The sequence below is a fragment of the Micromonospora reichwaldensis genome (assembly GCF_031845925.1).
Classification (GTDB): domain Bacteria; phylum Actinomycetota; class Actinomycetes; order Mycobacteriales; family Micromonosporaceae; genus Micromonospora; species Micromonospora reichwaldensis.
The window spans coordinates 1-20,617 of the sequence record NZ_JAVRFL010000003.1 but is presented as its reverse complement, the minus strand read 5'-3'; the positions used below and the strand labels follow the sequence as shown (position 1 = coordinate 20,617).

General features: G+C 72.3%; 19 protein-coding genes. 3 read left to right on the top strand and 16 right to left on the bottom strand.

Translation table 11 applies throughout. The features are described from left to right. Nucleotides 1-64: 64 nt before the first annotated feature. Complete coding sequence (locus RM555_RS02815) at nt 65-1,330, top strand: FAS1-like dehydratase domain-containing protein (RefSeq protein WP_311410295.1); 1,266 nt, start codon at nt 65-67, stop codon at nt 1,328-1,330. A gap of 10 nt (nt 1,331-1,340) precedes the next feature. After that, nucleotides 1,341-2,294, top strand: a complete 954-nt coding sequence (locus RM555_RS02810) for a quinone oxidoreductase family protein (protein WP_311410294.1) — start codon at nt 1,341-1,343, stop codon at nt 2,292-2,294. 24 nt (nt 2,295-2,318) lie between these two features. On the opposite strand, the gene RM555_RS02805 is transcribed toward RM555_RS02810, so the two are convergent. The 6 genes from RM555_RS02805 to tnpA form a co-directional block, all read right to left on the bottom strand. Then, the gene (locus RM555_RS02805; protein WP_311410293.1) at nt 2,319-2,849 is read right to left on the bottom strand and encodes a nitroreductase/quinone reductase family protein; all 531 of its coding nucleotides are present in this window, start codon (nt 2,847-2,849) and stop codon (nt 2,319-2,321) included. Further along, nucleotides 2,846-4,315 (bottom strand): MmgE/PrpD family protein, encoded by a 1,470-nt coding sequence (locus RM555_RS02800; RefSeq protein WP_311410292.1) that lies wholly within the window; start codon nt 4,313-4,315, stop codon nt 2,846-2,848. The genes RM555_RS02805 and RM555_RS02800 overlap by 4 nt, the downstream gene beginning before the upstream one ends. Before the next feature lie 3 nt (nt 4,316-4,318). After that, complete coding sequence (locus RM555_RS02795; protein WP_311410291.1) at nt 4,319-5,152, bottom strand: ATP-binding cassette domain-containing protein; 834 nt, start codon at nt 5,150-5,152, stop codon at nt 4,319-4,321. Beyond that, nucleotides 5,149-6,219, bottom strand: coding sequence for an ABC transporter ATP-binding protein (locus tag RM555_RS02790; protein WP_311410290.1), 1,071 nt, complete (start codon nt 6,217-6,219; stop codon nt 5,149-5,151). The genes RM555_RS02795 and RM555_RS02790 overlap by 4 nt, the downstream gene beginning before the upstream one ends. A gap of 27 nt (nt 6,220-6,246) precedes the next feature. Next, complete coding sequence (locus tag RM555_RS02785; protein ID WP_311410289.1) at nt 6,247-7,221, bottom strand: ABC transporter permease; 975 nt, start codon at nt 7,219-7,221, stop codon at nt 6,247-6,249. A 108-nt stretch (nt 7,222-7,329) separates the two neighbouring features. Next, the gene (gene tnpA / locus RM555_RS02780; RefSeq protein WP_311410288.1) at nt 7,330-7,725 is read right to left on the bottom strand and encodes an IS200/IS605 family transposase; all 396 of its coding nucleotides are present in this window, start codon (nt 7,723-7,725) and stop codon (nt 7,330-7,332) included. 158 nt (nt 7,726-7,883) lie between these two features. Between tnpA and RM555_RS30935 the strand changes: the two genes are divergently transcribed. Further along, nucleotides 7,884-8,285, top strand: coding sequence for a zinc ribbon domain-containing protein (locus tag RM555_RS30935; RefSeq protein ID WP_396888662.1), 402 nt, complete (start codon nt 7,884-7,886; stop codon nt 8,283-8,285). On the opposite strand, the gene RM555_RS02775 is transcribed toward RM555_RS30935, so the two are convergent. The 10 genes from RM555_RS02775 to RM555_RS02730 form a co-directional block, all read right to left on the bottom strand. Then, complete coding sequence (locus RM555_RS02775) at nt 8,263-9,204, bottom strand: ABC transporter permease (protein ID WP_311410287.1); 942 nt, start codon at nt 9,202-9,204, stop codon at nt 8,263-8,265. The genes RM555_RS30935 and RM555_RS02775 overlap by 23 nt on opposite strands. Nucleotides 9,205-9,345: 141 nt before the next feature. Continuing rightward, nucleotides 9,346-10,920 carry an ABC transporter substrate-binding protein gene (locus tag RM555_RS02770; RefSeq protein WP_311410286.1) on the bottom strand — a complete coding sequence of 525 codons (1,575 nt, stop codon included), beginning with the start codon at nt 10,918-10,920 and terminating at the stop codon, nt 9,346-9,348. Between the two features lie 145 nt (nt 10,921-11,065). Beyond that, nucleotides 11,066-12,247, bottom strand: a complete 1,182-nt coding sequence (locus RM555_RS02765) for a lipid-transfer protein (RefSeq protein WP_311410285.1) — start codon at nt 12,245-12,247, stop codon at nt 11,066-11,068. Between the two features lies 1 nt (nt 12,248). Then, nucleotides 12,249-12,674: a MaoC/PaaZ C-terminal domain-containing protein gene (locus RM555_RS02760; protein ID WP_207914272.1), complete on the bottom strand. Its 426-nt coding sequence runs from the start codon at nt 12,672-12,674 to the stop codon at nt 12,249-12,251. After that, nucleotides 12,671-13,792 carry an acyl-CoA dehydrogenase family protein gene (locus RM555_RS02755; RefSeq protein ID WP_311410284.1) on the bottom strand — a complete coding sequence of 374 codons (1,122 nt, stop codon included), beginning with the start codon at nt 13,790-13,792 and terminating at the stop codon, nt 12,671-12,673. Before RM555_RS02755 ends, RM555_RS02760 begins: the two co-directional genes overlap by 4 nt. Then, on the bottom strand, nt 13,792-14,805 hold the full coding sequence (locus RM555_RS02750; RefSeq protein ID WP_311410283.1) for a bifunctional MaoC family dehydratase N-terminal/OB-fold nucleic acid binding domain-containing protein: 1,014 nt from the start codon (nt 14,803-14,805) through the stop codon (nt 13,792-13,794). The genes RM555_RS02755 and RM555_RS02750 overlap by 1 nt, the downstream gene beginning before the upstream one ends. Further along, nucleotides 14,802-15,986: an acyl-CoA dehydrogenase family protein gene (locus RM555_RS02745; protein ID WP_311410282.1), complete on the bottom strand. Its 1,185-nt coding sequence runs from the start codon at nt 15,984-15,986 to the stop codon at nt 14,802-14,804. Before RM555_RS02745 ends, RM555_RS02750 begins: the two co-directional genes overlap by 4 nt. A gap of 57 nt (nt 15,987-16,043) precedes the next feature. Beyond that, nucleotides 16,044-17,741: an AMP-binding protein gene (locus tag RM555_RS02740; RefSeq protein WP_311410281.1), complete on the bottom strand. Its 1,698-nt coding sequence runs from the start codon at nt 17,739-17,741 to the stop codon at nt 16,044-16,046. Between the two features lie 91 nt (nt 17,742-17,832). Next, nucleotides 17,833-18,993: a CaiB/BaiF CoA transferase family protein gene (locus RM555_RS02735; RefSeq protein ID WP_311410280.1), complete on the bottom strand. Its 1,161-nt coding sequence runs from the start codon at nt 18,991-18,993 to the stop codon at nt 17,833-17,835. After that, on the bottom strand, nt 18,990-20,617 hold a 1,628-nt coding region (locus tag RM555_RS02730; RefSeq protein WP_311410279.1), incomplete at its 5' end, for an AMP-binding protein. The genes RM555_RS02735 and RM555_RS02730, both read right to left, overlap by 4 nt.

Sequence of the window (20,617 nt, the reverse complement as noted above, 5' to 3'; positions counted from 1 at the left end):
AGGGCCGCGCCGGCACTACGGTCAAGCAAGCGCTTGGTTGACCTTGTGTCCGCGAAGGAGTCCCATGACCGCCAGCGACGCGGACTTCCGCGCCCGGCTCGACGCCCTGATCGGCCTCACCGACCCGCCGCGCCGGGCCAAGGACGCGGTCACCGAGGCGGCCATCCGCATCTGGTGCGACGCCGTCGGCGACGAGAACCCCGCCTACCAGGACCCGCAGTGGGCCGCCCGCTCCGCCTGGGGCGGAATCGTGGCCCCGGCGACCTCGCTGAACATGTGGACCCTGCCGGGCAACCGGCGCAGCCACCGCCACGCCGAGAGCCTCGACCGGGTCAACGAGGTCCTCGCCGAGCGCGGCTTCACCTCGGTGGCCGCCGTGCAGACGGAGCACACCTACGTACGCCCGCTGCGCCCCGGCGACCACCTCGAGCAGTTCCCCTCCATCGGCGCGGTCTCCCCGGAGAAGTCCACCCGCCTCGGCCGGGGACACTTCGTCGACCTCGTCAGCGACTACCGCACCCTCGACGGCGAGCCGGTCGGACGCGTCGTCCTGCGGATGCTCCGCTGGAACCCGGCGACCCGGGCCGAGGTCCCGGCGACGCCCGGGGACCGCCTCGCCCGGCCGGTACGCCCGGTCGGTACCGCCCCGACCGACCTGCCGCCCGCCGGCACCACCGGCACCCTGACCGCGCACCTGCAACCCGGCTATGCCGCCGCCCCCCTCGACGAGCGCCCCTACCTCGTCGGCACCGCCGAGCTCGCCGACGGGACCCGCCTCAGCGCAGACGTCGTGGACCTGCGCCCCGACCTCGTGCACGACGGCATGCCGATCGTCGTGGCCCACCGGCGCACCCGCGACGGCCAGCTCCTGCCGGTGCTCACCGCCCCGCGGCCCGAACGCCGCACGAGCACCCGCACCGGGGCCGAGGTGAGCCCCGGGCAACGCCTCGCCCCCTGGCCGGTCCCCGTCACCCAGTTGTCCATCGCGGCGCTGGCGACCGCGACCTTCGACTTCAACGACGTGCACCTCGACCGCGACGCGGCCCTCGAGCGGGGCGCCCGCGACGTCTACATGAACATCCTCGGCTCGAGCGCGCTGGTCAACTGCTACCTCACCGACTGGGCCGGACCGGAGGCCCGCGTCGTCGACTTCCGCACCCGCCTCGCCGCGCAGAACCACCCCGGCGACACCTGCACCCTCGACGGTGTCGTCAAGGGCCTGGAGCCGGCGCCCGGGGCCACCGGGGGAACGCACGTCACCGTCGACGTACGCGGCACCAACAGCCTCGGCGACCACGTCATCGCCTCCGCCACCCTCGCCCTGCCCTGAGAGGAACCCCGTGCTCGCCAGCTACGTCGTCGACTCCGGCTCCCCCGACAGCCTGCGGCTCGGCCAGCTCGACGCCCCGGCGCCCGGCCCCGGTCAGGTGCTCGTGCGGGTCCAGGCGGCGAGCCTGGACCGGGTCGACACGTACATCCGGCGCGGCACCCACGGGATGGCGGTCACCGGGCCGGCGATCCTCGGCCGGGACGTCGCCGGCACCGTCGTGCGGACCGGCCCCGGCGTCACCGGCTTCGCTCCCGGCGGCGCGGTCGTCGGGCTGACCACCGGCACCCACGCCGAGTTCGTCGTCGTCCCGGCCACGCACTGCCTCCCGCGGCCGGCCGCGCTCGACGCCGTCCACGCCGCGGCGGTGCCCACCGCCGGACGCACCGCCTACGACGCGGTCGTCAACCTCGCCGGGGTGCGCCCCGGCGACCGGGTCCTCGTCGTCGCCGCCGCGGGCGCCGTCGGCTCCTTCGCCGTCCAGTACGCCCACCACCTCGGCGCGCGCGTCGTCGGCACCAGCGCCCCGGCGAAGGCCGACGCTGTACGCGCTCTCGGCGCCCTCGACGTCGTGGACCACTACCGCCCCGACGTCGTCGAGTCCCTGCGTGCCGCCCTGCCCGGCGGCGAGGCCGACGTCGTCGTCGAGTCGGTCGGCGGCACCCTGTGGTCCAATGCGCTCAAGATTCTCGCCCCCGGCGGGCGGCTGGTCACCTGCGGCGTGACCGCCGACAGCCACGCCCACCTGCACCTGGGTCGACTCATGGTCAAGGGCTGGACGCTGCGCGGCATCGGCCGGCCCGGGCCCGAGGCGGTGGCCCGCCAACTGCGCGAGGCCCTCACCCTCTCGGCCGTCGCCGCCGCCCCCGCGGTCGCCGCCACGTATCCGCTCGAACAGGCCGCGGCCGCGCACGACCGGCTGGAGGCCTCCGACTTCGTCGGGCGGATCGTCCTCACGACCGGCTGAGCGGGGCCGCGGCGACAGGACTTCCTAGGTGAGCGGCTCCCCCGACACGGCGGACAGGACGACGAGCGGGATCTGCCGCCCGAAGCCCGCGGCCCGTTCGGCGTAGCGCCCCACGTTCGGCTTCTGCGCCACGACGTGCGCGAACAGCTCCGGGTCGCGCTCCCCGTCGGTCACCCGCGCCCGCACCGCGATCGTCTGGCGCCGCAGGACGATCCAGCAGAGGTCGTGATGACGCGCGTTCACCACCCAGGCCGGGTCCTTGGGACCGCCGCCCTTGGAGCCGACGACCACCAGGTCCGGCCCGTGCGGCACGTACGGCAACGCCGCGTCGCGCAGCTGCCCGGACCGGCGGCCCACCGTCGTCAGCAGCAGCGTCGGGTTGTAGGGAAACCTGCCCGCCAGCGCGTACTGCAACGACACGAGCGAGAACCCGGTCCGTCGCACCAGGAACCGGTCGAACGCCATCCCGCGCGGCCCACGGATGACGATCAGCCACGACCGGCCGTACGAGGCGAACGACCTCGTCTCCGCGCCGATCCGCTTCCCCCTGCTCATCGCGCCCGGGCCAGCAACGGTGACAGCGTCCCGGCGACGTCGGCGACGTCCTCGATGCCCCGGACCACCTCGACGAGCTGCTCCTGCGTACCCGCGTCGAGGATCCCGTCGCAGAACGTGGCCAGCTTGCCGACCACGAAGTCCCAGTCCGCCCGGGTCGCCTCGCTCCACGGGTCGCCCTGGGCGAAGTCCGACTCGACGACGTACTCCCGGCCGCCGGCCCGGATCGTCAGCGCTCCCCGCGTCCGGCGGATCTGACCACCCGGGTGCTCCCTGAGGTCGGCCTCCCACTCGGCGTCGAGCACCGGGTCGGGCGCGGTCGTGATCCGGCGCGCCAGGTCCCACACCTCGGGGTCCGTCAGCCGCTGCGGGTCGTACCACTGCGGACCCGGGGCGTGCCCGAGCAACGCCAGCGCCGCGGCGTACGGCATGTTGAAGGCACCGTCCAGCGGCGCGACGAGCGTGTCCGGGATCTGCGGGGCCGGCTCCCGGAACTGCAACGTCCGGTAGGCCGCCGGGCTCAGCCGGATCTCCATGGACTCGATCTGCGACACCGGCACCCCGTGGGTGCTCGGGAACGCGCGGATCGCGTCGAGCGCCGCGTGGGTGAAGCGGCACGTCGGGTACGGCTTGAGCGACGTCTCGCTGATCCACCACGTCGACCCCAGGCCGGCGACCATCTCGTGCCGATCACCGCCGAGGAAGCCCATCGCCTCGATGAAGCCCGGGGTGCGGTCCAGCACGTCCAGGTCGCCGGTGTAGCCCTCCTCGGCGAGTGCCGCGCCGAGCATCCCGGCGTGCGCGATCGCCCCGTACGGGCCGTACTTGAACGCGTTGAACGAGCGTCGCTCGGCCATGTAGGAGTTCTTCGCCGGCGGGGCCAGCCAGGCGACCAGGCCGAGCGCGTGGGTCAGGCGCTCCGGTTCCCAGCCGCCGACGACGGCGCACGCGGCGGCCGTGCCCATCGAGGCGTACCCGTGCGACGACAGCGGCGACCAGCGGAACTGACCGTCGGAGAAGGCCATGAGCGAGGTCGACAGGTTCAGCCGCGCGTTGATCTCGAAGGCGATGATGCTCGCGCGCAACAGGCTCGCCCCGTCGGCGTGCAGCCGCTCGGCCTCGGCCAGTCCGGCCGCGACCCCGAACACCGCGAAGTGCGCCGAGTTGAAGAAGGTGTCGTCCGCGTCCAACGCGTTCATCATGTCCGCGTTGGCGTGCGCGGCGTTGATCGCCGCGACGCGCTGGCCCAGCCCGAACACCGTCGCCTCGGCCGGGCCGCCGAACCGGGCGGCGACCCGCTGGACCATGCGGCTGCGCCGCAACCGCACCGCCGCCAGCCCGCAGACGAGGGAGTCGAGCAGGACGAGCTTGCCGTAGTCGCGTACCGGCTCGGGGATGTCCTCGTGGCGCGTGGTCGCGAACCGCGCGAGCAGCTGCGTCCGGGTCGGTTCCGTCGCGTCGGTCACCGCTCAGCCCACCTTTCCCGGCGCGACGAGCCGGTTGCCCTGCCTGTCGCGCGGCAGCGGCACGGGGATCGCCGCGAGCAGCTTCTTCGTGTACTCCTGCCGCGGGTCGGCGAAGATCTGCTCCGTCGTGTCCGTCTCCACGACCTCACCGGAGGCCATCACCATGACCCGGTCGGCGATGACCTCGACGAGCGCCAGGTCGTGGCAGACGAACAGGTACGCCAGGCCCAGCTCCTCTTGCAGGTCCCGGAGCAGGTTGAGCACCTGCGCCCGCACCGACACGTCCAGCGCCGCGACCGGCTCGTCGCACACGATGAGGCTCGGCTTCATCGTCAACGCCCGGGCGATCGCGACCCGCTGCAGCTGCCCGCCGGACAGCTCCGCCGGGTAGCGGCCCAGGTAACGCGAGCCGATGCCAACCTTGTCGAGCAGCTCGACGGCCTCCCGCTCACGCGTGCCGCGGTCCTTGTCCGTGTGCACGAGGAACGGCTCGGCGACCGCGTCCTTGATCGTCATTCGCGGGTCGAGCGAGCTGTACGGGTCCTGGAAGATCATCTGCATCCGCTGGCGCAGCTCGCGCAGTTGCTTCGGCTTCGTGGCCAGCACGTTCATCCCGTCGAAGGTCACCGACCCGGAGTCCGGCTCGATGAGGCGCAGCACCATGCGCCCGACCGTCGACTTGCCCGCGCCGGACTCGCCGACCACCGCGAGACACTCGCCGCGCTCCAGGGTGAAGCTCACCCCCTTGACCGCGTGCGACCACTTCGTACGCCGGCCGAGCCAGTCCCGACCGGAGCTGAACGACTTCGTGAGGCCCTCGACCTCGAGCAGGCTCATCCGACCGTCACTCCGTCCAGAGAGAGTTCCGCGACGCGCACGCACCGCGCGTGGTGCCCGGCGGCGCCGTCGACACGGACCAGGCCCGGGTGGGCCACGTCGCACCGGCCCGGCTGGGTGTACTCGCACCGGCTGCTGAACCGGCACCCGTGCGGCCAGGCGCCCGGGGAGGGGATGCCGCCGGGGATCGCGCGCAACCGTCGGTCGGTGCTGAGACCAGGCTTCGGGATCGACCCGAGCAGGCCCGAGGTGTAGGGGTGCCGTGGGTGGAAGAAGAGTTGCTCCGAGGGCGCGTTCTCGGCCACCTCGCCGGCGTACATGACCACGACCTCCCGGCACAGCTCGGCCACCACCGCGAGGTCGTGGCTGACGAACAGCAGCGCCACACCGGTCTGCTCCTGCAGGTCCCGCAGCAGTTCGAGGATCCGCTCCTGCACCGTCACGTCGAGCGCCGTCGTCGGCTCGTCGGCGATGAGCAGGCGCGGGTTGCACGCCATGACCATCGCGATCATGACGCGCTGGCACATGCCGCCGGAGAACGCGTGCGGGTACTCGTCGACCCGCTGCGCCGCCCGTGGGATCTGCACCATGTCGAGCATCTCGACGGCCCGGGCCCGGGCCTGTCTGCGGTTCATGCCCAGGTGCTTGCGCACCGACTCCGCGATCTGGTCCCCGACGGTGTAGGCCGGGTTCAGGCTGCGGATCGGCTGTTGGAAGATCATGCCCATGCCCGGGCCGCGCAGGTCCCGCCACTGCTTCGGGGTGCCCGCGGTGAGGTCCACGCCGTCGAAGACGACCCGGCCCGAGGCGATCCGCCCGCCGGTCGCCGCGGTCAGGCCCATCACCGCGATCGAGGTCACCGTCTTGCCCGACCCGGACTCGCCGACGAGAGCCATCGACTCCCCCGGCTTGAGCGAGAACGAGACGTCCTGAACGGTCGTCTGCCACCCACCCGAGGGCGCGGGGAACTCGACGCTCAGGTTCTCCACGCGCAGCAGGTCCGCCGCCGGATCGGTGGCGCCGGTCCTGGTGCCGGCGGTCCCGCCGGATGCCGTGTCACGTGCCATGTCAGCTCCTGGTGGTTGCCGGGCCGGTCAATTGCCCGACCGGGTGCGCACGAGGGCGCGACGGACGCCGTCACCGACGTAGGTGAAGGCGAGGACGGCGAGGAAGATCATCACGCCGGGCGGCCACACGAGGTACGGCGCGAGGCGCATGTTCGAGGAGGCCGTCGAGAGCATCGAGCCCCAGCTGGCCGCGGGGGCCTGCACGCCCAGCCCGAGGAAGCTCAGGCTCGCCTCGGCCGCGACGGCGGTGCCCAGCGACACCGAGATGACGAGGATGATCGGCGGCAGCACGTTGGGCAGCACGTGCCGCACCGTGGTGCGCAGGGTGCTGCAACCCAGGGCGATCGACGCCTCGATGTAGGTCTCGTGCCGCACGTCCATCGTGCCGGCGCGGGCCACCCGGAAGAAGCGCGGGGCCATGACCAGGCCGATGGCGAGCATCGCGTTGGTGATGCCGGCGCCGAGGACCGCGACGATGGTGATGGCCAGCACGAGCGACGGGGCGCTCATGAGCGCGTCCATGAGGCGGGTGAGGATCGCGTCGACCCAGCCCCCGCGGTAGCCCGCGATCATGCCGAGGGGCAGGCCGAGCACGAGCGCGACGGCCGCGGCCTGCAGCGCCGCCCACAGCGAGACCCGCGCCCCGAAGATGAGCCGGCTCAGCACGTCCCGGCCGTAGTCGTCGGTCCCCAGCCAGTGCTCGGCGCTCGGCGGCTTGAGCCGCTGGAGCAGGTTCTGCACGTCGGGGTCGTACGGTGCCAGGGCCGGGGCGAGGATCGCGATGAGGGTCAGCACGAGCAGGAAGACGCCGGCCACGATCGTCGCGGGGCGACGCACGATGCTCCTGAGGATGCCGGGGGCGGCGACCGGCTCCGGGTCACCCGTGCCGACGGCCGCCGCGGGCACCTCGGCGAGGACGGTGTCGGCGAGGACGCCCGGCGCGTTGGCGTCGGGCGGGTCGTTCCCCGGCACCGGAGACGTGGGGGTCTGGTTCGCGCTCATCGAATGTCTTCCGTGGAAACCCCCGGCTTTAGCCGTGGGGAGGAAGCGGAACCCCTGCGGAGCAGGTCAGGGATAGCCCATCCGCCGCTAGGGCGGTTGGGGGGCTGGTCACACGTTGCGCTGGTTCTCGACATACCTCTTGACCACCTCCAAAGTGGCGCCGCCGGTCGTGGCGACGAAGTACGAGTTGGTCCACAGGGTCGGCATCCGGGACTTGAGGTGCGGGAACTCCTGGCGCAGCAGGCGGGAGGATCGACCTTTGATCTGCTTGACCAGGCGGTGGATGCCGTACTGGGGGTCCACGACCACGAGCAGGTGCACCTGGTCGGGCATCGTCTCGATCGTCTCGATCGGTGCGTTCCGTTCGGCGCAAACCTCGCGGATGATCTCTTTGAGCCGCTCGTCGACCTTGCCGTCGATGACCTTGCGCCGGTACTTCGGGCACCAGACGACGTGGTAGTGGCAGCGGTAAACGACGGTGTTGTTCGACCTGACCTCGTCCACGCCGAGACCAGACCGCGAAGCGCCAGGCCGCCCGGGTCGCGAAGAAGGCCGCCCGACAGAACACCCACGACGCCCGCGTCTGGGCCAAGATCGTCACTGACCACCACGCGCTGATCGCGGTTGAGGACTTCAAACCGAAATTCCTCGCCCGCACCACGATGGCCCGCAAAGCGGCCGACGCGGCAATCGGCGCGTGTAAGAAGGAACTGATCGAGCGTGGTACGCGGGCGGGCCGCAAGGTGGTGCTGGTACCGCCCGCCTACACCACGATGACCTGCTCCGCGTGCGGCGAGAGAGCCAATCTTCGCCTCGGACTGGGTATCCGTACCTTCGAGTGCGCGGCATGCGGCTATACCGCATGCCGCGACCGAAACGCCGCGAGGACGATCCTCGCCACGGCCGAACGCGACCGTGCCAGTGCCGACGACGTAAGACATCTGATCGCCTCCTTCCGCGACGGTGGATCAGGTGCGGTCCGAGCTGGGAATCCAGGGCCTGGCCCCGGAGGAAACCCCCCGGACCCATCCGTGGGGATCGTTAAGACCGCACCTTCGGGTTGAAGTAGCCGTAGGAGATGTCGACGATGAGGTTGACGAGCACGACGATCGTCGTGCTGAACAGCACGAAGCCGAGCAGCACCGGGACGTCGCGCCCCTGCACGGCCTCGACGGCGGTACGCCCGAGGCCCGGCATGTTGTAGATCATCTCGATGGTCACCGACCCGGCGAGGACCTCCGCGACGCGGAAGCCGAGGACGGTGATGACGGGGATGCACGCGTTCTTCAGGGAGTGCTTGAACACGACGCTGGCGCGCGACAGCCCTCTGGCCTCGGCGTTGAGGACGTAGTCGGTCTTCATGACCTGCCCGAGCGCCGAGCGCAGCTGCAGGGTCACCTCGGCGGCGGGGAGCAGACCGAGGGCGATGCCCGGCAGGATGAGGTGGGAGAGCCACGGCCAGAAACCGTCGGAGAGCGGTTGGTAGCCGAACGCCGGGAACATCTGCAGCCCCACCGCGAAGACCGAGGCGAGCACGAGGCCGAACCAGAAGCCCGGGATGGCGATCGAGATCGAGGCGAACCCGTTGACGATCCGGTCGACGATGCCGCCGGAGCGCAGCGTGGCCACGAGCGCCAGGGTGGCCCCGAGCACGATGGCGAAGATCATCGCGACGAGCACCAGCGACAACGTCGTGGCCATCCGCCGCGTCAGCAGCTCGGTCACGGTCTGGTCCGACAGGAAGGACGTGCCGAGGTCGCCGCGGACGACGTCGCCGATCCACATCAGGTAGCGCAGGAGGACCGGATCGTTGAGGTTGAGTTCCTCGCGGATCGCCTCGACGCGCTCCGGGGTCGGCTCGTCGCCGGCGAGGATGACGGCCGGGTCCCCCGGGGCGAGCTCGATCAGGGCGAAGACGAGCAGCGGGACGACGAACAGCAGGGGTATTGCCGCGAGTAGTCGCCTGCCGGCGTAGCGGAGCATGTCCTACCTCGACTCTGAGCGTGGTGCCTGGGACGGAGCCTCGCCCGGCTTGGTGGCGGCGCGGGCGGTGTCGTGTCGCCGCCGGCCCGCCCGCAGCGGGTGGTCCGGCGGCGGCACCACCGGGTGGTCAGGAGCGACCGGTCACTTCGTGACGGCGATGTTGCGCAGGTCCCAGATACCGATGTTCGACATCGGGATGTTGTCGCCGCCGACGACGTTCGCCTTCGACACGTTCGCGTTGGTCTGGTTGCACAGCGGCAGGAACCAGGCCTGCTCGAGCGTCGTCTTCCAGATGTCGTGGTACAGCGGGGCGCGCTCGTCCATCGACAGCGCGGGGTTGGCGGCCTCGGCCGCCTTGGCCGCGACGAGCGAGGGGTCCGCGGCGAGCTTGTAGGTGTTCAGCAGGTAGGTGTTCACCGTCGCCGCCGGGTCGGCCTTCGGGCTCCACGACGTGGCGACCATCAGCTCGAAGTCACCGGCGATGAAGCGCGGCTCGTTCTCGGTGTTGGGCACGGGGTTGAGCGACGCGTCGATGCCGACGGCCCGCAGCGACGCCTGCACGACGTTGGCCGGCTGCTCGGCGTTCGTGCCCGCGGCGAAGGTGACGGAGACCTTGGCGCCGCCGGCCTGCTGCACCAGGGCCTTGGCCTTGTCGACGCTGAACTCGTACGGGTAGGTGTAGTTCGGGATGCGGCTCGGGTCCGTCTCGGGCACGAGCTGGCGCGTCGGCGTGCAGTAGCCGCTGAACAGCGCGCTGATCGCCGCCGGGTCGACCGCGTGGGCGATCGCCTGGCGGACCTCGGGCTTGGCGACGGCGCCCTTGTTGGCGCGCATGTAGACCCCGACGAGGTTCTTGAACTTCACCTGGTGCTGCTGCAGGCCGCTGCCCGGGGTGACGATCTTCTCGACCGTGGCGATCTCACCGGCCGAGCTGAGCGGGGCCAGGTCGACCTGGCCGCTCTGCAGGCCGTTGAGGCGGGCCGCGGCGTCGGGCACGCGCTGCAGCTCGATGCCGCCGAGACGGCCGACGTTCGGGTCCCAGTAGCTGTCGGCCCGCTTGAGGACGAGCTTCTCCTGGGGTACAAGCTGGGTGGCGACGTACGGGCCGGAACCGGCGGTGCCGGGGTTGGTCTTGATGTCGACGCCGTCCTTGATGGCCTTCGGGCTGACCATCATGCCGGCCGTGCCGGTGAAGGACGCGGGCAGCTGGACGCCCTTGCCCTTGACCAACTTGAGGCGCGCGGTCGTCGCGTCGACGACCTCGACCGACTCGATGTCGGCGAGCTCGCTCTTGAGGGTCGAGCCCGCGAGGGTCTTGCCGCGCTCGATGTTGACCTTGACGGCCTCGGCGTCGAACGGCGTGCCGTCGTGGAACTTCACGTCGTCACGCAGCTTGAGCTCGAGGACGCTGCCGCCATCGACGAACTTCCACTCCTTGGCCAGGCCAGGAACGATCTTGTCGTCCTTGTCGAGCATGGTCAGCCGGTCCCACACGAGGAACAGGTAGCCCCAGGCGCCGTAGCTCGTCTGGACGGCGGGGTCGAGGTCGCGCAGCGGACCCGCCGACGCGAACTTGAGCACGGCCGAGGTGTCGATCTCGCCCCCGGAAGCGCTGGTGGTGCCGGAGCTGTCCGGTGAGCTGCAGCCGGCCACGGCGAGGGCCCCGATGGCGATCAGCGCGAACACACGTTTCTTGGTCTTGTTCCTGACGCCCATTCTCATCCTTCCAAAAAACGAGCCGAGTCGTTCCGGCTGATCGGTGGTGGTGCTGCCCCGTCCGGCGGCTGCCCGGCGGGATCGGTGGGATCGGTGGGTCGATGCGATGGTCTTCAGGGTGTGCGGGTGCCGGCCGCCCGGCGGCTCAGGCTTCCGCGGAGAGGATCAGTGCGCTGGTCGGGACCCCGACGCCCGCCGTCACCAGGACGGTGCGTACGCCGTCGGGCTGGTTGGTCGAGGTCCCCCGGACGAGGCGGACGCCCTCCGCGACGCCGTTCGTGCCGTGCAGGTAGGCCTCACCGATCTGGCCACCGTGGGTGTTGGTCGGCAGCGACCCGGTGACCTCGAGGTTGCCGTCGGCGATGAAGTGCCTGGCCTCGCCACGACCGCAGAAGCCGTACTCCTCGAGCTGGTGGAGCACGTACGGGGTGAAGTGGTCGTAGAGGATCGCCGCGTCCATGTCGGCGGGTCCGAGGCCCGACTGGGCCCACAGCTGCCGGGCGCAGAGCTCGACCTCGGGGATCCGGGTCAGGTCCTCGCGGTAGTAGCTGACCATCTGGTACTGGTCCGGTCCCAGACCCTGGGCCGCCCCGACGATGTAGGCCGGCGTGGCGGGCAGGTCCCTGGCGCGCTCGGCGCTGACGACGACCATCGCCTGGCCGCCGTCGGTCTCCTGGCAGCAGTCGAACAGGTGCAGCGGCTCGGCGATCCAGCGGGAGGCCTGGTGCTCCTCGAGGGTGAGCGGCTTGCCGTGGAACCACGCCCTGGGGTTGTTCGCGGCGTGCTTGCGGGCGAGCACGGCGACCCGGCCGTAGTCCTCGCTCGTCGCGCCGTACGCGTGCATGTAGCGGCGGGCGAACATCGCGGTGTGCTGGGCCGGGGTGAGCAGGCCGTACGGGTTGACCCAGGAGCGGTACTCGTTGTCCGAGGTGGCCTGGGTCTTGGCCGGCGGCGGCCCCTGCCCGAAGCGGACGCCGGAGCGCTCGTTGAAGGCGCGGTAGGCCACGACGACGTCGGCGACGCCGCTCGCGACGGCCATGGCGGCCTGCTGGACGGGGGCACAGGCGCCGCCGCCGCCGTAGGGGATCCGGGAGAAGAACTTCAGCTCGGGGATGCCCAGGCTGCGGGCGACCATGTTCTCCGGGTTGGTCTCCATGGTGAAGGTCGTCATGCCGTCGACGTCGGCGGGGCTCAGGCCCGCGTCGGCCAGGGCGGCCGAGACCGCCTCGACGGCCAGTTGCAGCTCGCTGCGGCCGGAGTCCTTGGAGAACTCCGTCGCGCCGATGCCGACGATCGCGGTACGCCCCGACAGGAAGTTGGACGTCACGTCACTGCTCCGTTCCGCGGGGCAGGCGCACGGTCACCTCGGAGACGGCGTGCGCGCCCTTGCTGTTCGTGCCACGCACCGCGACGCGCACGGTGTCCTCCTCGACGCCGACGACCTCTCCGGTCAGCCGCATGACGTCGCCCGGGAAGTTCGGCACCCCGAGGCGGGTGCTCAGGCGCACCATGCGCGCGGCGGGGCCGGCCCAGTCGGTGACGTAGCGGCCGACGAGCCCGTTGGTGTTGTTGATGCTCATGTAGGTGTCGGGGGTGCCGCGCCGCTCGGCCTGGGCCGGGTCGTGGTGCACGTCCTCGTAGTCGCGGGTCGCGAGGGCGCCGGCGACGATGAGGGTCCGGGTCAGCGGGATCTCGAGCTCCGGCAGCGTGTCGCCGACGCTCACCTGCGCGATGGTGATCTGCGTGCCGCTCACAGCTGCTCCCCCGCGTCGACGAGGTCCGCGACCTGCTGCAGGTGCCAGGCCCCCGAGCCGGCGGTGTTGGCCAGCTGGGTGGTCCAGAGCATGTAGCGGTGGATCGGGTAGGTGACGTCGGCGCCGATGCCGCCGTGCACGTGCTGCACGGTGCGCGCGACGCGGTCGCCCGCCTCGGCGGCCCAGTACTTCGCGACGTGTACGGCCGCGCGGGACGGCCGGTCGGTCGTCTCGCGCCAGAGCGCGTTGAGGTAGGTGACCTCCATCGCCTCGGTGTCGATGTGGCAGTCGGCGATCTGGTGGGCGACGGCCTGGAAGGTCGCGATCGGCACACCGAACTGCTCGCGCCCGGAGGTGTAGTCGGCGGCCTGGCGCACGGCGGCCTGGCTGACGCCGCTCTGCAGGGCGGCCACGGCGATCCAGACCTGGCGCAGCAGCCAGTCGAGCCGGTCCTCCCCCGGGCCCTCGGCGAGCAGCTCCGCGGCGGCGCCGTCGAGGCGCACGTCGGAGGCGAGCCCCCGGTCGGTGCGCTCGAAGGTGTCGCGGCGCACCCCCGCGCCGGCGGTCGGCACGAGGTAGAGCCCGACCGTGCCCTCCTCGTCGGTGGCCGGGACGACGATCGCGTCGGCGAGGTGCGCCGAGCGGACGCCGACGGCGGTGCCGCTCAGCTTGGCCCCCTGCCCGCCGGGCCCGGACCGGGCGCGGACGCGGGCGTCGTACGGCCGGGCGTCGGCCAGGTCGTCGACGGCCACGGTCAGGACCGCGTCCCCGGCGGCGACGCGGGGCAGCCACTCGGCCTGCTGCTTGGCGTCGCCGTAGCGCACCAGCGGCAGGACGCCGCCGACGAGGGTCTCCCACAGCGGGACGGTGCCCAGCGTGCGGCCCTGCTCGACGAAGACCCCGGCGACCTCCCACAGGCCCAGCCCGGCGCCGCCGTGCTCCTCGGGCACGAGCAGCCCGAGGACGCCGGACCCGGCCAGGTCGCGGTGCAGGACGCGGTCGAAGCGGTCCGGCCCGGCCTCGACGTCGGAGAGGCGCTGCGGGTCGCCGTTGCGCGAGAAGACGTCGCGCGCCAGGTCGTTGACCGTGACCTGGTCCTCGGCGAGCTGGAAGTCCATCAGTTCTCCTCTCCGGCGGGCTCCGATGCGGAGGTCGCGGCCCGGAAACGCGGCAGGGTGAGGTTCTCGTCGTAGTCGAGCCAGTCGACCTGCACGGGCATGCCGATCTCGACCTCGTCGGCCGCTCCGACGAAGTCGGCGACGAGGCGCGTGCCCTCCGCCAGGTCGACGAGCACGACGGTGAGCGGGTAGTCGTACCCGGGCGCCTTCGGGTGGTGGCTGACGACGTAGCTGTGCACCGTGCCCCGTCCGCTCGCCTCTACCTCGTGCCACGCGTACGAGTGGCAGGAGGGGCAGATCGGGCCGGGCGGGTGGCGCAGCGTGCCGCAGTCGGTGCAGGCCTGGATGACGAGGCGACGCTGTGCGGCGGCCTCGAACCAGAAGGCGTTGTCGCGCAGGACGAACGGCTTGTGCCGCAGCGCCGGGTCGGCGGCGGCCGGTGCCGGGGGCCTGGCGCGGGACGGGTCGAAGCGCAGGATGCGGAAGCGCTGGCGGGCCACGACCTCGTCGTCCTGGTCGGTGTAGGTGCGCAGCGTCGTGATGAAGTGGCCGGTACCCAGGCCCGTGGTCTTGCGCGGGGAGACGTCCTCGATGACCGTCGTCATCTTGATCTCGTCGCCCAGGCGCAGCTCGCGCACGTACTCGTGCTCGTCGTTGGTCGCGACGACCCCGACGAAGCCGGCCTCGGCGAGGATCGCGAGCAGCCGGGCCATGGGGGTGTCCGACGCGGCGCCGGCCGTGTGGGCCCGGTAGCCGACCATGAGCCAGGTGGACAGCATCGGCGGCGGCGCGACGACACCCTCGCGGCCGGTGGCCCGGGCGGCCCGCTCGTCGACGTAGACGGGGTTCTCGTCACCCATCGCCTCGACGAAGTGGCGGATCATCGCCTGGTTGACGGCGTCCTGGGCGTGGCGGGTGGGCGTGGCCTCGAGGCCGACGAACTCGCGCAGGCGGGCGAGGAAGGCGTCCTCGTCGGTGGCGTCGAGGGCCGGGGTCCGCGTCGTGGTGCTCATGCGGACCGTCCCTTCCTCGGCATGCCGAGGCCGGCGACCGCGATCATGTCGCGCAGCACCTCGTTGGTGCCGCCGCCGAAGGTGTTGATGTAGGAGCCGCGGGTGTAGGCCTCAAGCTGTCCACCGAGGACGGCGTCCGGGGCGCCGGGGCGCCGGGTCGCGCGCGGCCCGACGACGGAGACGAGGTTGCGGCAGACCCGGTCGTGGGTCTCCGTGCCGTACACCTTGGCGACGGACGCGGCGGCGGGGGCCGGGTTCTGGCCCTCCGCGACGACGGCGATCTTCCAGTTCAGCAGGCGCATCGCGGTCAGCTCGGCGTAGTCGCGGGCCAGCTCCGTGCGCACCCACGGCTTGTCGAGTACGCGGACGCCGTCGGCGTCGGGCTCGGCGGCCCACGCGGCGACGTCGGTCCACAACTGCTCGGTACGCCCGCCCATGGCGGCCAGCCCCACCCGCTCGTGACCGAGCTGGCCGGTGATGAGGCGCCAGCCGCCGTTGACCTCGCCGACGAGGGCCTCGGGGCCGACGCGTACGTCCTCGTAGTAGGAGGCGTTGGTGTGAGTGATGCCGCTGGTGGCGATCGGCGTGCAGCTGAAGCCGGGGTCCGAGGTCGGCACGATGAGGATGGTGATGCCCTTGTGCTTCGGGGCGGCGGGGTCGGTGCGCACGGCCATCCAGACGAAGTCGGCCTGGCTGACGCCGCTGGTGAAGACCTTCTGGCCGTTGACGACCCAGCCCCCCTCGGGCGTGGCCTCGGCCCTGGCCTTCAGCGAGGCGAGGTCGGTGCCGGAGCCCGGCTCGCTGTAGCCGATGGCGAAGATGACGTCGCCGGTGAGCATGCCCGGCAGGTAGGTGCGCTTCTGCTCCTCGGTGCCGTAGCGCATGAGCATCGGGCCGATGTTGTTGATGGTGACGAAGGGGAACGGCGCCTGCGCGCGGTTGATCTCGTCGAAGAGGATGTACTGGTCGAGCGCCGGGCGGCCCTGGCCGCCGTACTCCTTGGGCCACCCGAGCCCGAGCAGGCCGTCCCTGCCGATCTGACGGATGATCTCGCGGTAGGCCGGACGGTCCTCGTTGGTGCCGCCCAGCGCCTCGCGGACCTCGGGCGTGAGCAGGCGCGCGAAGTAGGCGCGCAGCTCCCGGCTCAGCTCTCGATGCTCCGGGGTGTACTCCAGGTACATGGCTGTCCTCTTCTCGGGGCGTGGGCCGCCCGTCGGCGGGCCGGGCGAGCCGGCGGGTCAGGTGGCCGGCAGGAGCGCGGTGCGTCCGTTGTCGGCGAACTGTTTCTCGAGGTCCTGGACGTCCGCCGCCGTGAGCGGGCGGTACGCGGTGGACGCGCCGTCGCGGACGTAGACGGGGTCGGTCGTGACCCAGGCGGCGCGGCGCAGGACCTGCTTGGCGACCTTGCTGTTGCCCGTGGTGGGGATCTCGGTGACGATCCGCACGAAGCGGGGCCGCCACTTGGTGCCGAGGTCGGCCTGCTCGTCGAGGAAGGCGGTGAACGCCTCGGGGTCGAAGCTGGCGCCGCCGCGCAGTTGGAGCGCGCACATCACCTGGTCGCCGGTGCGCGGGTCGGGCACGGCGAAGACGGGGGCGACCGCCACCCGGTCCCAGCGCTCGATGATCCGCTCGGCCGGTCCGGCGGCGAAGTTCTCGCTGTCGACGCGGATCCAGTCCGAGGAGCGGCCGGCGAAGTAGAAGTAGCCGTCGGCGTCGCGGTAGGCCAGGTCCCCGGACCAGAAGTCCTCGCCGCGGATGCGCTCGGCGGCGGCCTCGGGGTTCTTGTAGTAGCCCTCGAACCGGGCAGCCATGCCGACTCCGACGAGCTGGCCGATGGCCTCCTCGGCGTTGACGAGCCGCCCGGTCCCGTCGAGCCTGGCCGGCGGGCACTCCAGCCCGGTGGCCTCGTTCATGACCTTGATCTCGGCGCCGGCGACGGCCACGCCGAGCGCCTCGTCGGGCGTCCCGGGGGTGCGGTTGATCCGCATGACGCCCTCGCTGGAGCCGTAGCCCTCGGAGATGACGGCGCCGAAGCGCCGGGTGAAGCGCGCGATGTCAGTGGCCGAGGCCTCGGTGCCGACGGCGCGCCGCAGCGTGCTCGTCGCGTCGCGCGGGTCGACCGGCTGGGCCAGGACGTAGGCGAGGGCCCGGCCGACGTAGTTGAAGTAGGTGACGCCGTGCTCGTGCACGTCGCGTACGAAGCCGGACGCGGAGAACTTGCGGACCATGCAGATCGTCGCGCCGCAGACCATGGCGGGCCCGAGGTTGAGCATGACGGCGTTGCCGTGGAACAGCGGCATCGACAGGTAGCTGACCGAGTCGCGGGTCAGCTCGGTGCGGGCCAGCAGCGCCTCGGAGACCGCGGCGAGGCGCCCGTGCGAGCAGATGACCGCCTTCGGGGCCCCGGTCGAGCCCGAGGAGAACATGAGCAGCAGGTTGGCGCCGGGGTCGACCGCGTCGGTGGGCACCGGCGCGCCGGCGTGCCGGGCCAGCCAGGCGGCGTACTCCGGGGAGTCGGTGTTGCGCACCTGCTCGGCGGGGATGCCCAGGTCGAGCCCGTCGACGAGGCCGGCGAGGCGGTCCTCGGTGATGAGCAGGTCGCAGTCGGTGTGCCGCACGTCGTGGGCCAGCTCGGCGCCGCGTCGGGTCGGGTTGATCCCGACGACGGTGGCGCCGGACAGCGCCGCCGCGCAGATCCAGTACACGTGGTCGGGGGTGTTCTCCAGGAGCACCCCCAGGTGCAGCGGCCTGCCCTCGGGCCGGGGCACCTCGGCCAGGGCGGCGGCCCGGTCGGCGGCCTCCTGCACGACCTGGCCCCACGTGATGGTGCGGCCCTCGAAGAGGAGGCCCGGTTGGTCGTCACCCGTACGCCCGCGCACGATGTCGCCGAAGACGGCGGGCCCCGAGGTCCGGGCCACCGAAGTCTGAGTCGTCATTGACGTCGCTCCGTCTCGTTCGTCGTCGAATGCGGACCAGCGGCAACAAGCAAGCGCTTGGTCGAGATCGTAGGGTGGGGTGTGACGCAGGTCAAGGCCTGGACAGGGCTTCCCACGGGCTGGCCTCGGCGAGCGCCGAGCGCACCCGGTCGGTGTCCTCACCCCGGCGCCGGGGGGCCCGCGGGATCCCGGCGGGCGTCCGCGAGAAGCGGGGCACCGGGGCCGGCTGGGCGACCCCCTCGACCTCGACGACGGCGCGCCGGGCCCGCACCTGCGGGTGCCCGGCCGACTCGGCGACGTCCAGCACCGGGTGTACGCACGCGTCGACGCCCTCGAAGAGGCCGGTCCACTCCTGCCGGGTGCGTCCGGCGAAGACCGGCCCGATCCGCTCGGCCCAGCCGGCCCACCCCGACTCGTCGAACTGCCCCGGCCCGTCCTCCGGATCGAGGCCGAGCGTGAGCAGGAACGCGCGGTAGAACTTCGCCTCGATGGCCGCGACGGACATGAACCTGTCGTCGGCGGTGCGGTACACCCGGTAGAAGTGCGCCCCGCCGTCGAGGTAGTTCGTCCCACGGGTGAGGTTCCAGGCGCCCCGCCCGAGCATCGAGCGGATGACGACGGTGAGCAGCCCGCTGCCCTCGAGCATCGAGGAGTCCACGACCTGCCCGCGCCCGGAGGTGACGCGCTCGTGCAGGGCGGCCAGGACGCCGAAGGCCAGCACCATGCCGCCGCCGGCGAAGTCGGCCAGGTACATCGGCGGCACGACGGGGCCGTGCCCGGGCAGGCCGATCGTGTCGAGCACCCCGGAGACGGCGATGTAGTTGAGGTCGTGCCCGGCGGCCGAGGCGAGGGGACCGTCCTGGCCCCAGCCGGTCATCCGCGCCACGACGAGGCGCGGGTACCGCCCGGTGAGCTCGGCCGGGTCCAGGCCGAGACGTTCCAGCACCCCGGGACGGAACGGGTCGAGCAGCACGTCCGCGTCGGCGAGCAGCCGGTGCACGAGCAGCCGGTCGGCCTCCGACTTCAGGTCGAGCGTGACAGTCGTACGGCCGCGGTCGATCGCGTTGACCCGCGCGCGCTCCCGCCGGTCGGGCTCGCCGGGCGGGTCCACCCGCACGACCTGCGCACCGAGGTCGGCGAGCATCATCGTCGCGAACGGCACCGGCCCCTGCCCGCCGAGCTCGACCAGGCGCAGCCCGGCCAGCGGCCCCGCGGACCGCGGGCCGGTGACCGGGCCGGGGTCGACACTCACGCCTGCTCCCCGGCGCTCGCCGGGACCGGGGTGCGGGTCACGGCGCGGGGGTCCGTGCTCCAGGTCCGCGGGGTCACGCCCTCCTCGCGCAGGACCCGCTTGAGGACCCGGCCGACGGCGTTCTTGGGCAGCTCGGCGCGGACCTCGATGTGGGAGGGGACGGCATACCGCGGAAGCCGTGGGTGCAGCCACTCGAAGAGCTCCGCGGGGTCGATCCGCGCGCCGGGCGCCGGCACGACCGTCACCTTGAGGTCGTCCTCGGCCAGCGGGGAGGGGACCGCGTGGACGGCGACCTCGCCGACGGCCGGGTGGGCGGCGACGATGCCCTCGATCTCGAAGCTGGAGATGTTCTCGCCGCCGCGGCGCAGGTAGTCCTTGCCGCGGTCGACGAAGTAGAGGTAGCCGTCCTCGTCGAGACGGCCGTAGTCGCCGCAGTGGAACCACAGGCCCCGGAAGACCTCCAGGGTCTTCTCCGGCTGCCGCCAGTAGCCGTTGAACATGATCGCCGGGCGGGTGGGGCGGGCGACGATCTCGCCGACCGCGCCGACGGGCAGCGGGTTGTCGTGCTCGTCGACGATGCGTACCTCGAAGGAGTCGTTGACCTTGCCGGCGGCCCCGGCGCGGTAGCCTCCCGGCGGGGTGAGCGTGATCAGGCTGGCCTCGGTCAGGCCGTAAGCGCCCGAGCCGACCCGCTCGACGCCGAACCGCTCGGTCCAGCGGGCGGCGAGGTCGGCGGTGACCGGCGAGCCGGACACCACGCGCAGCTGGCCGAAGGCCCTGCGGGCGGCCTCGGACTCGGGGGCGCCGCCGATCATCGGCAGCATCGAGCCCATGAGCGCGGCCATCGTCGCGCGGGAGCGCAGGATCTCGTCCCAGAAGCCACTGACCGAGAAGCGCCGCGCGACGTCCATGGCCGAACCGAGCTGGAGCGAGCCCATGACGTGCCCGACGGCGGCCATGTGGAACAGCGGCATCGCCGACCAGAGGACGTCACCGGGGTGGCGCTCGAGGTTCTCGCGCATCTGGCGGGCCATGTTCGCCACGTAGCCGTGGCTGACCAGGCACGCCTTGGACGGTCCGGTCGTGCCGGCCGTGTAGATGAGGTGGCTGGTGGCGTACGCGTCGAGGTCCGGGGTGGTCGGCACCGCCGCGCCCTCGGCGACGGCGGCGTCGAAGTCGACGACCTCGGTGGCCCAGGCGGGCACCGGGCCCGAGGAGGGCCGGCCGCCCGCGGGGGCGCCGACGAGGACCGGCGCCCGTAGCCCCGTGCCGGCGAGGGCGTCGTCGAGGACGGGCACGAACTCGTCCTCGATGATCATCGCGACCGGGTCGGCGTCGCGCACCTGGTGGGCCAGTACGGGGCCGCGGTTGCTCGTGTTGAGCGGGACGACGAAACCGCCGCGGAGCGTCGTCGCCCACCAGGCGAGCAGGGCCAGGCGGCCGTTGCGGGCGAGGACGACGACCCGGTCGCCGGGAGCGACGCGGTCGGCGAGGAACCCGGCGAGGCGACGCGACGCGGCATCGAGCTCAGCCACGGTGAACGGGGTGCCGGCGAGGGTGAGGGCGAGGTCCGGCTGTTCGTCGAGCAGGCGGGACAGGGCGGGCAGGAGGGGGGTGGCGGCGG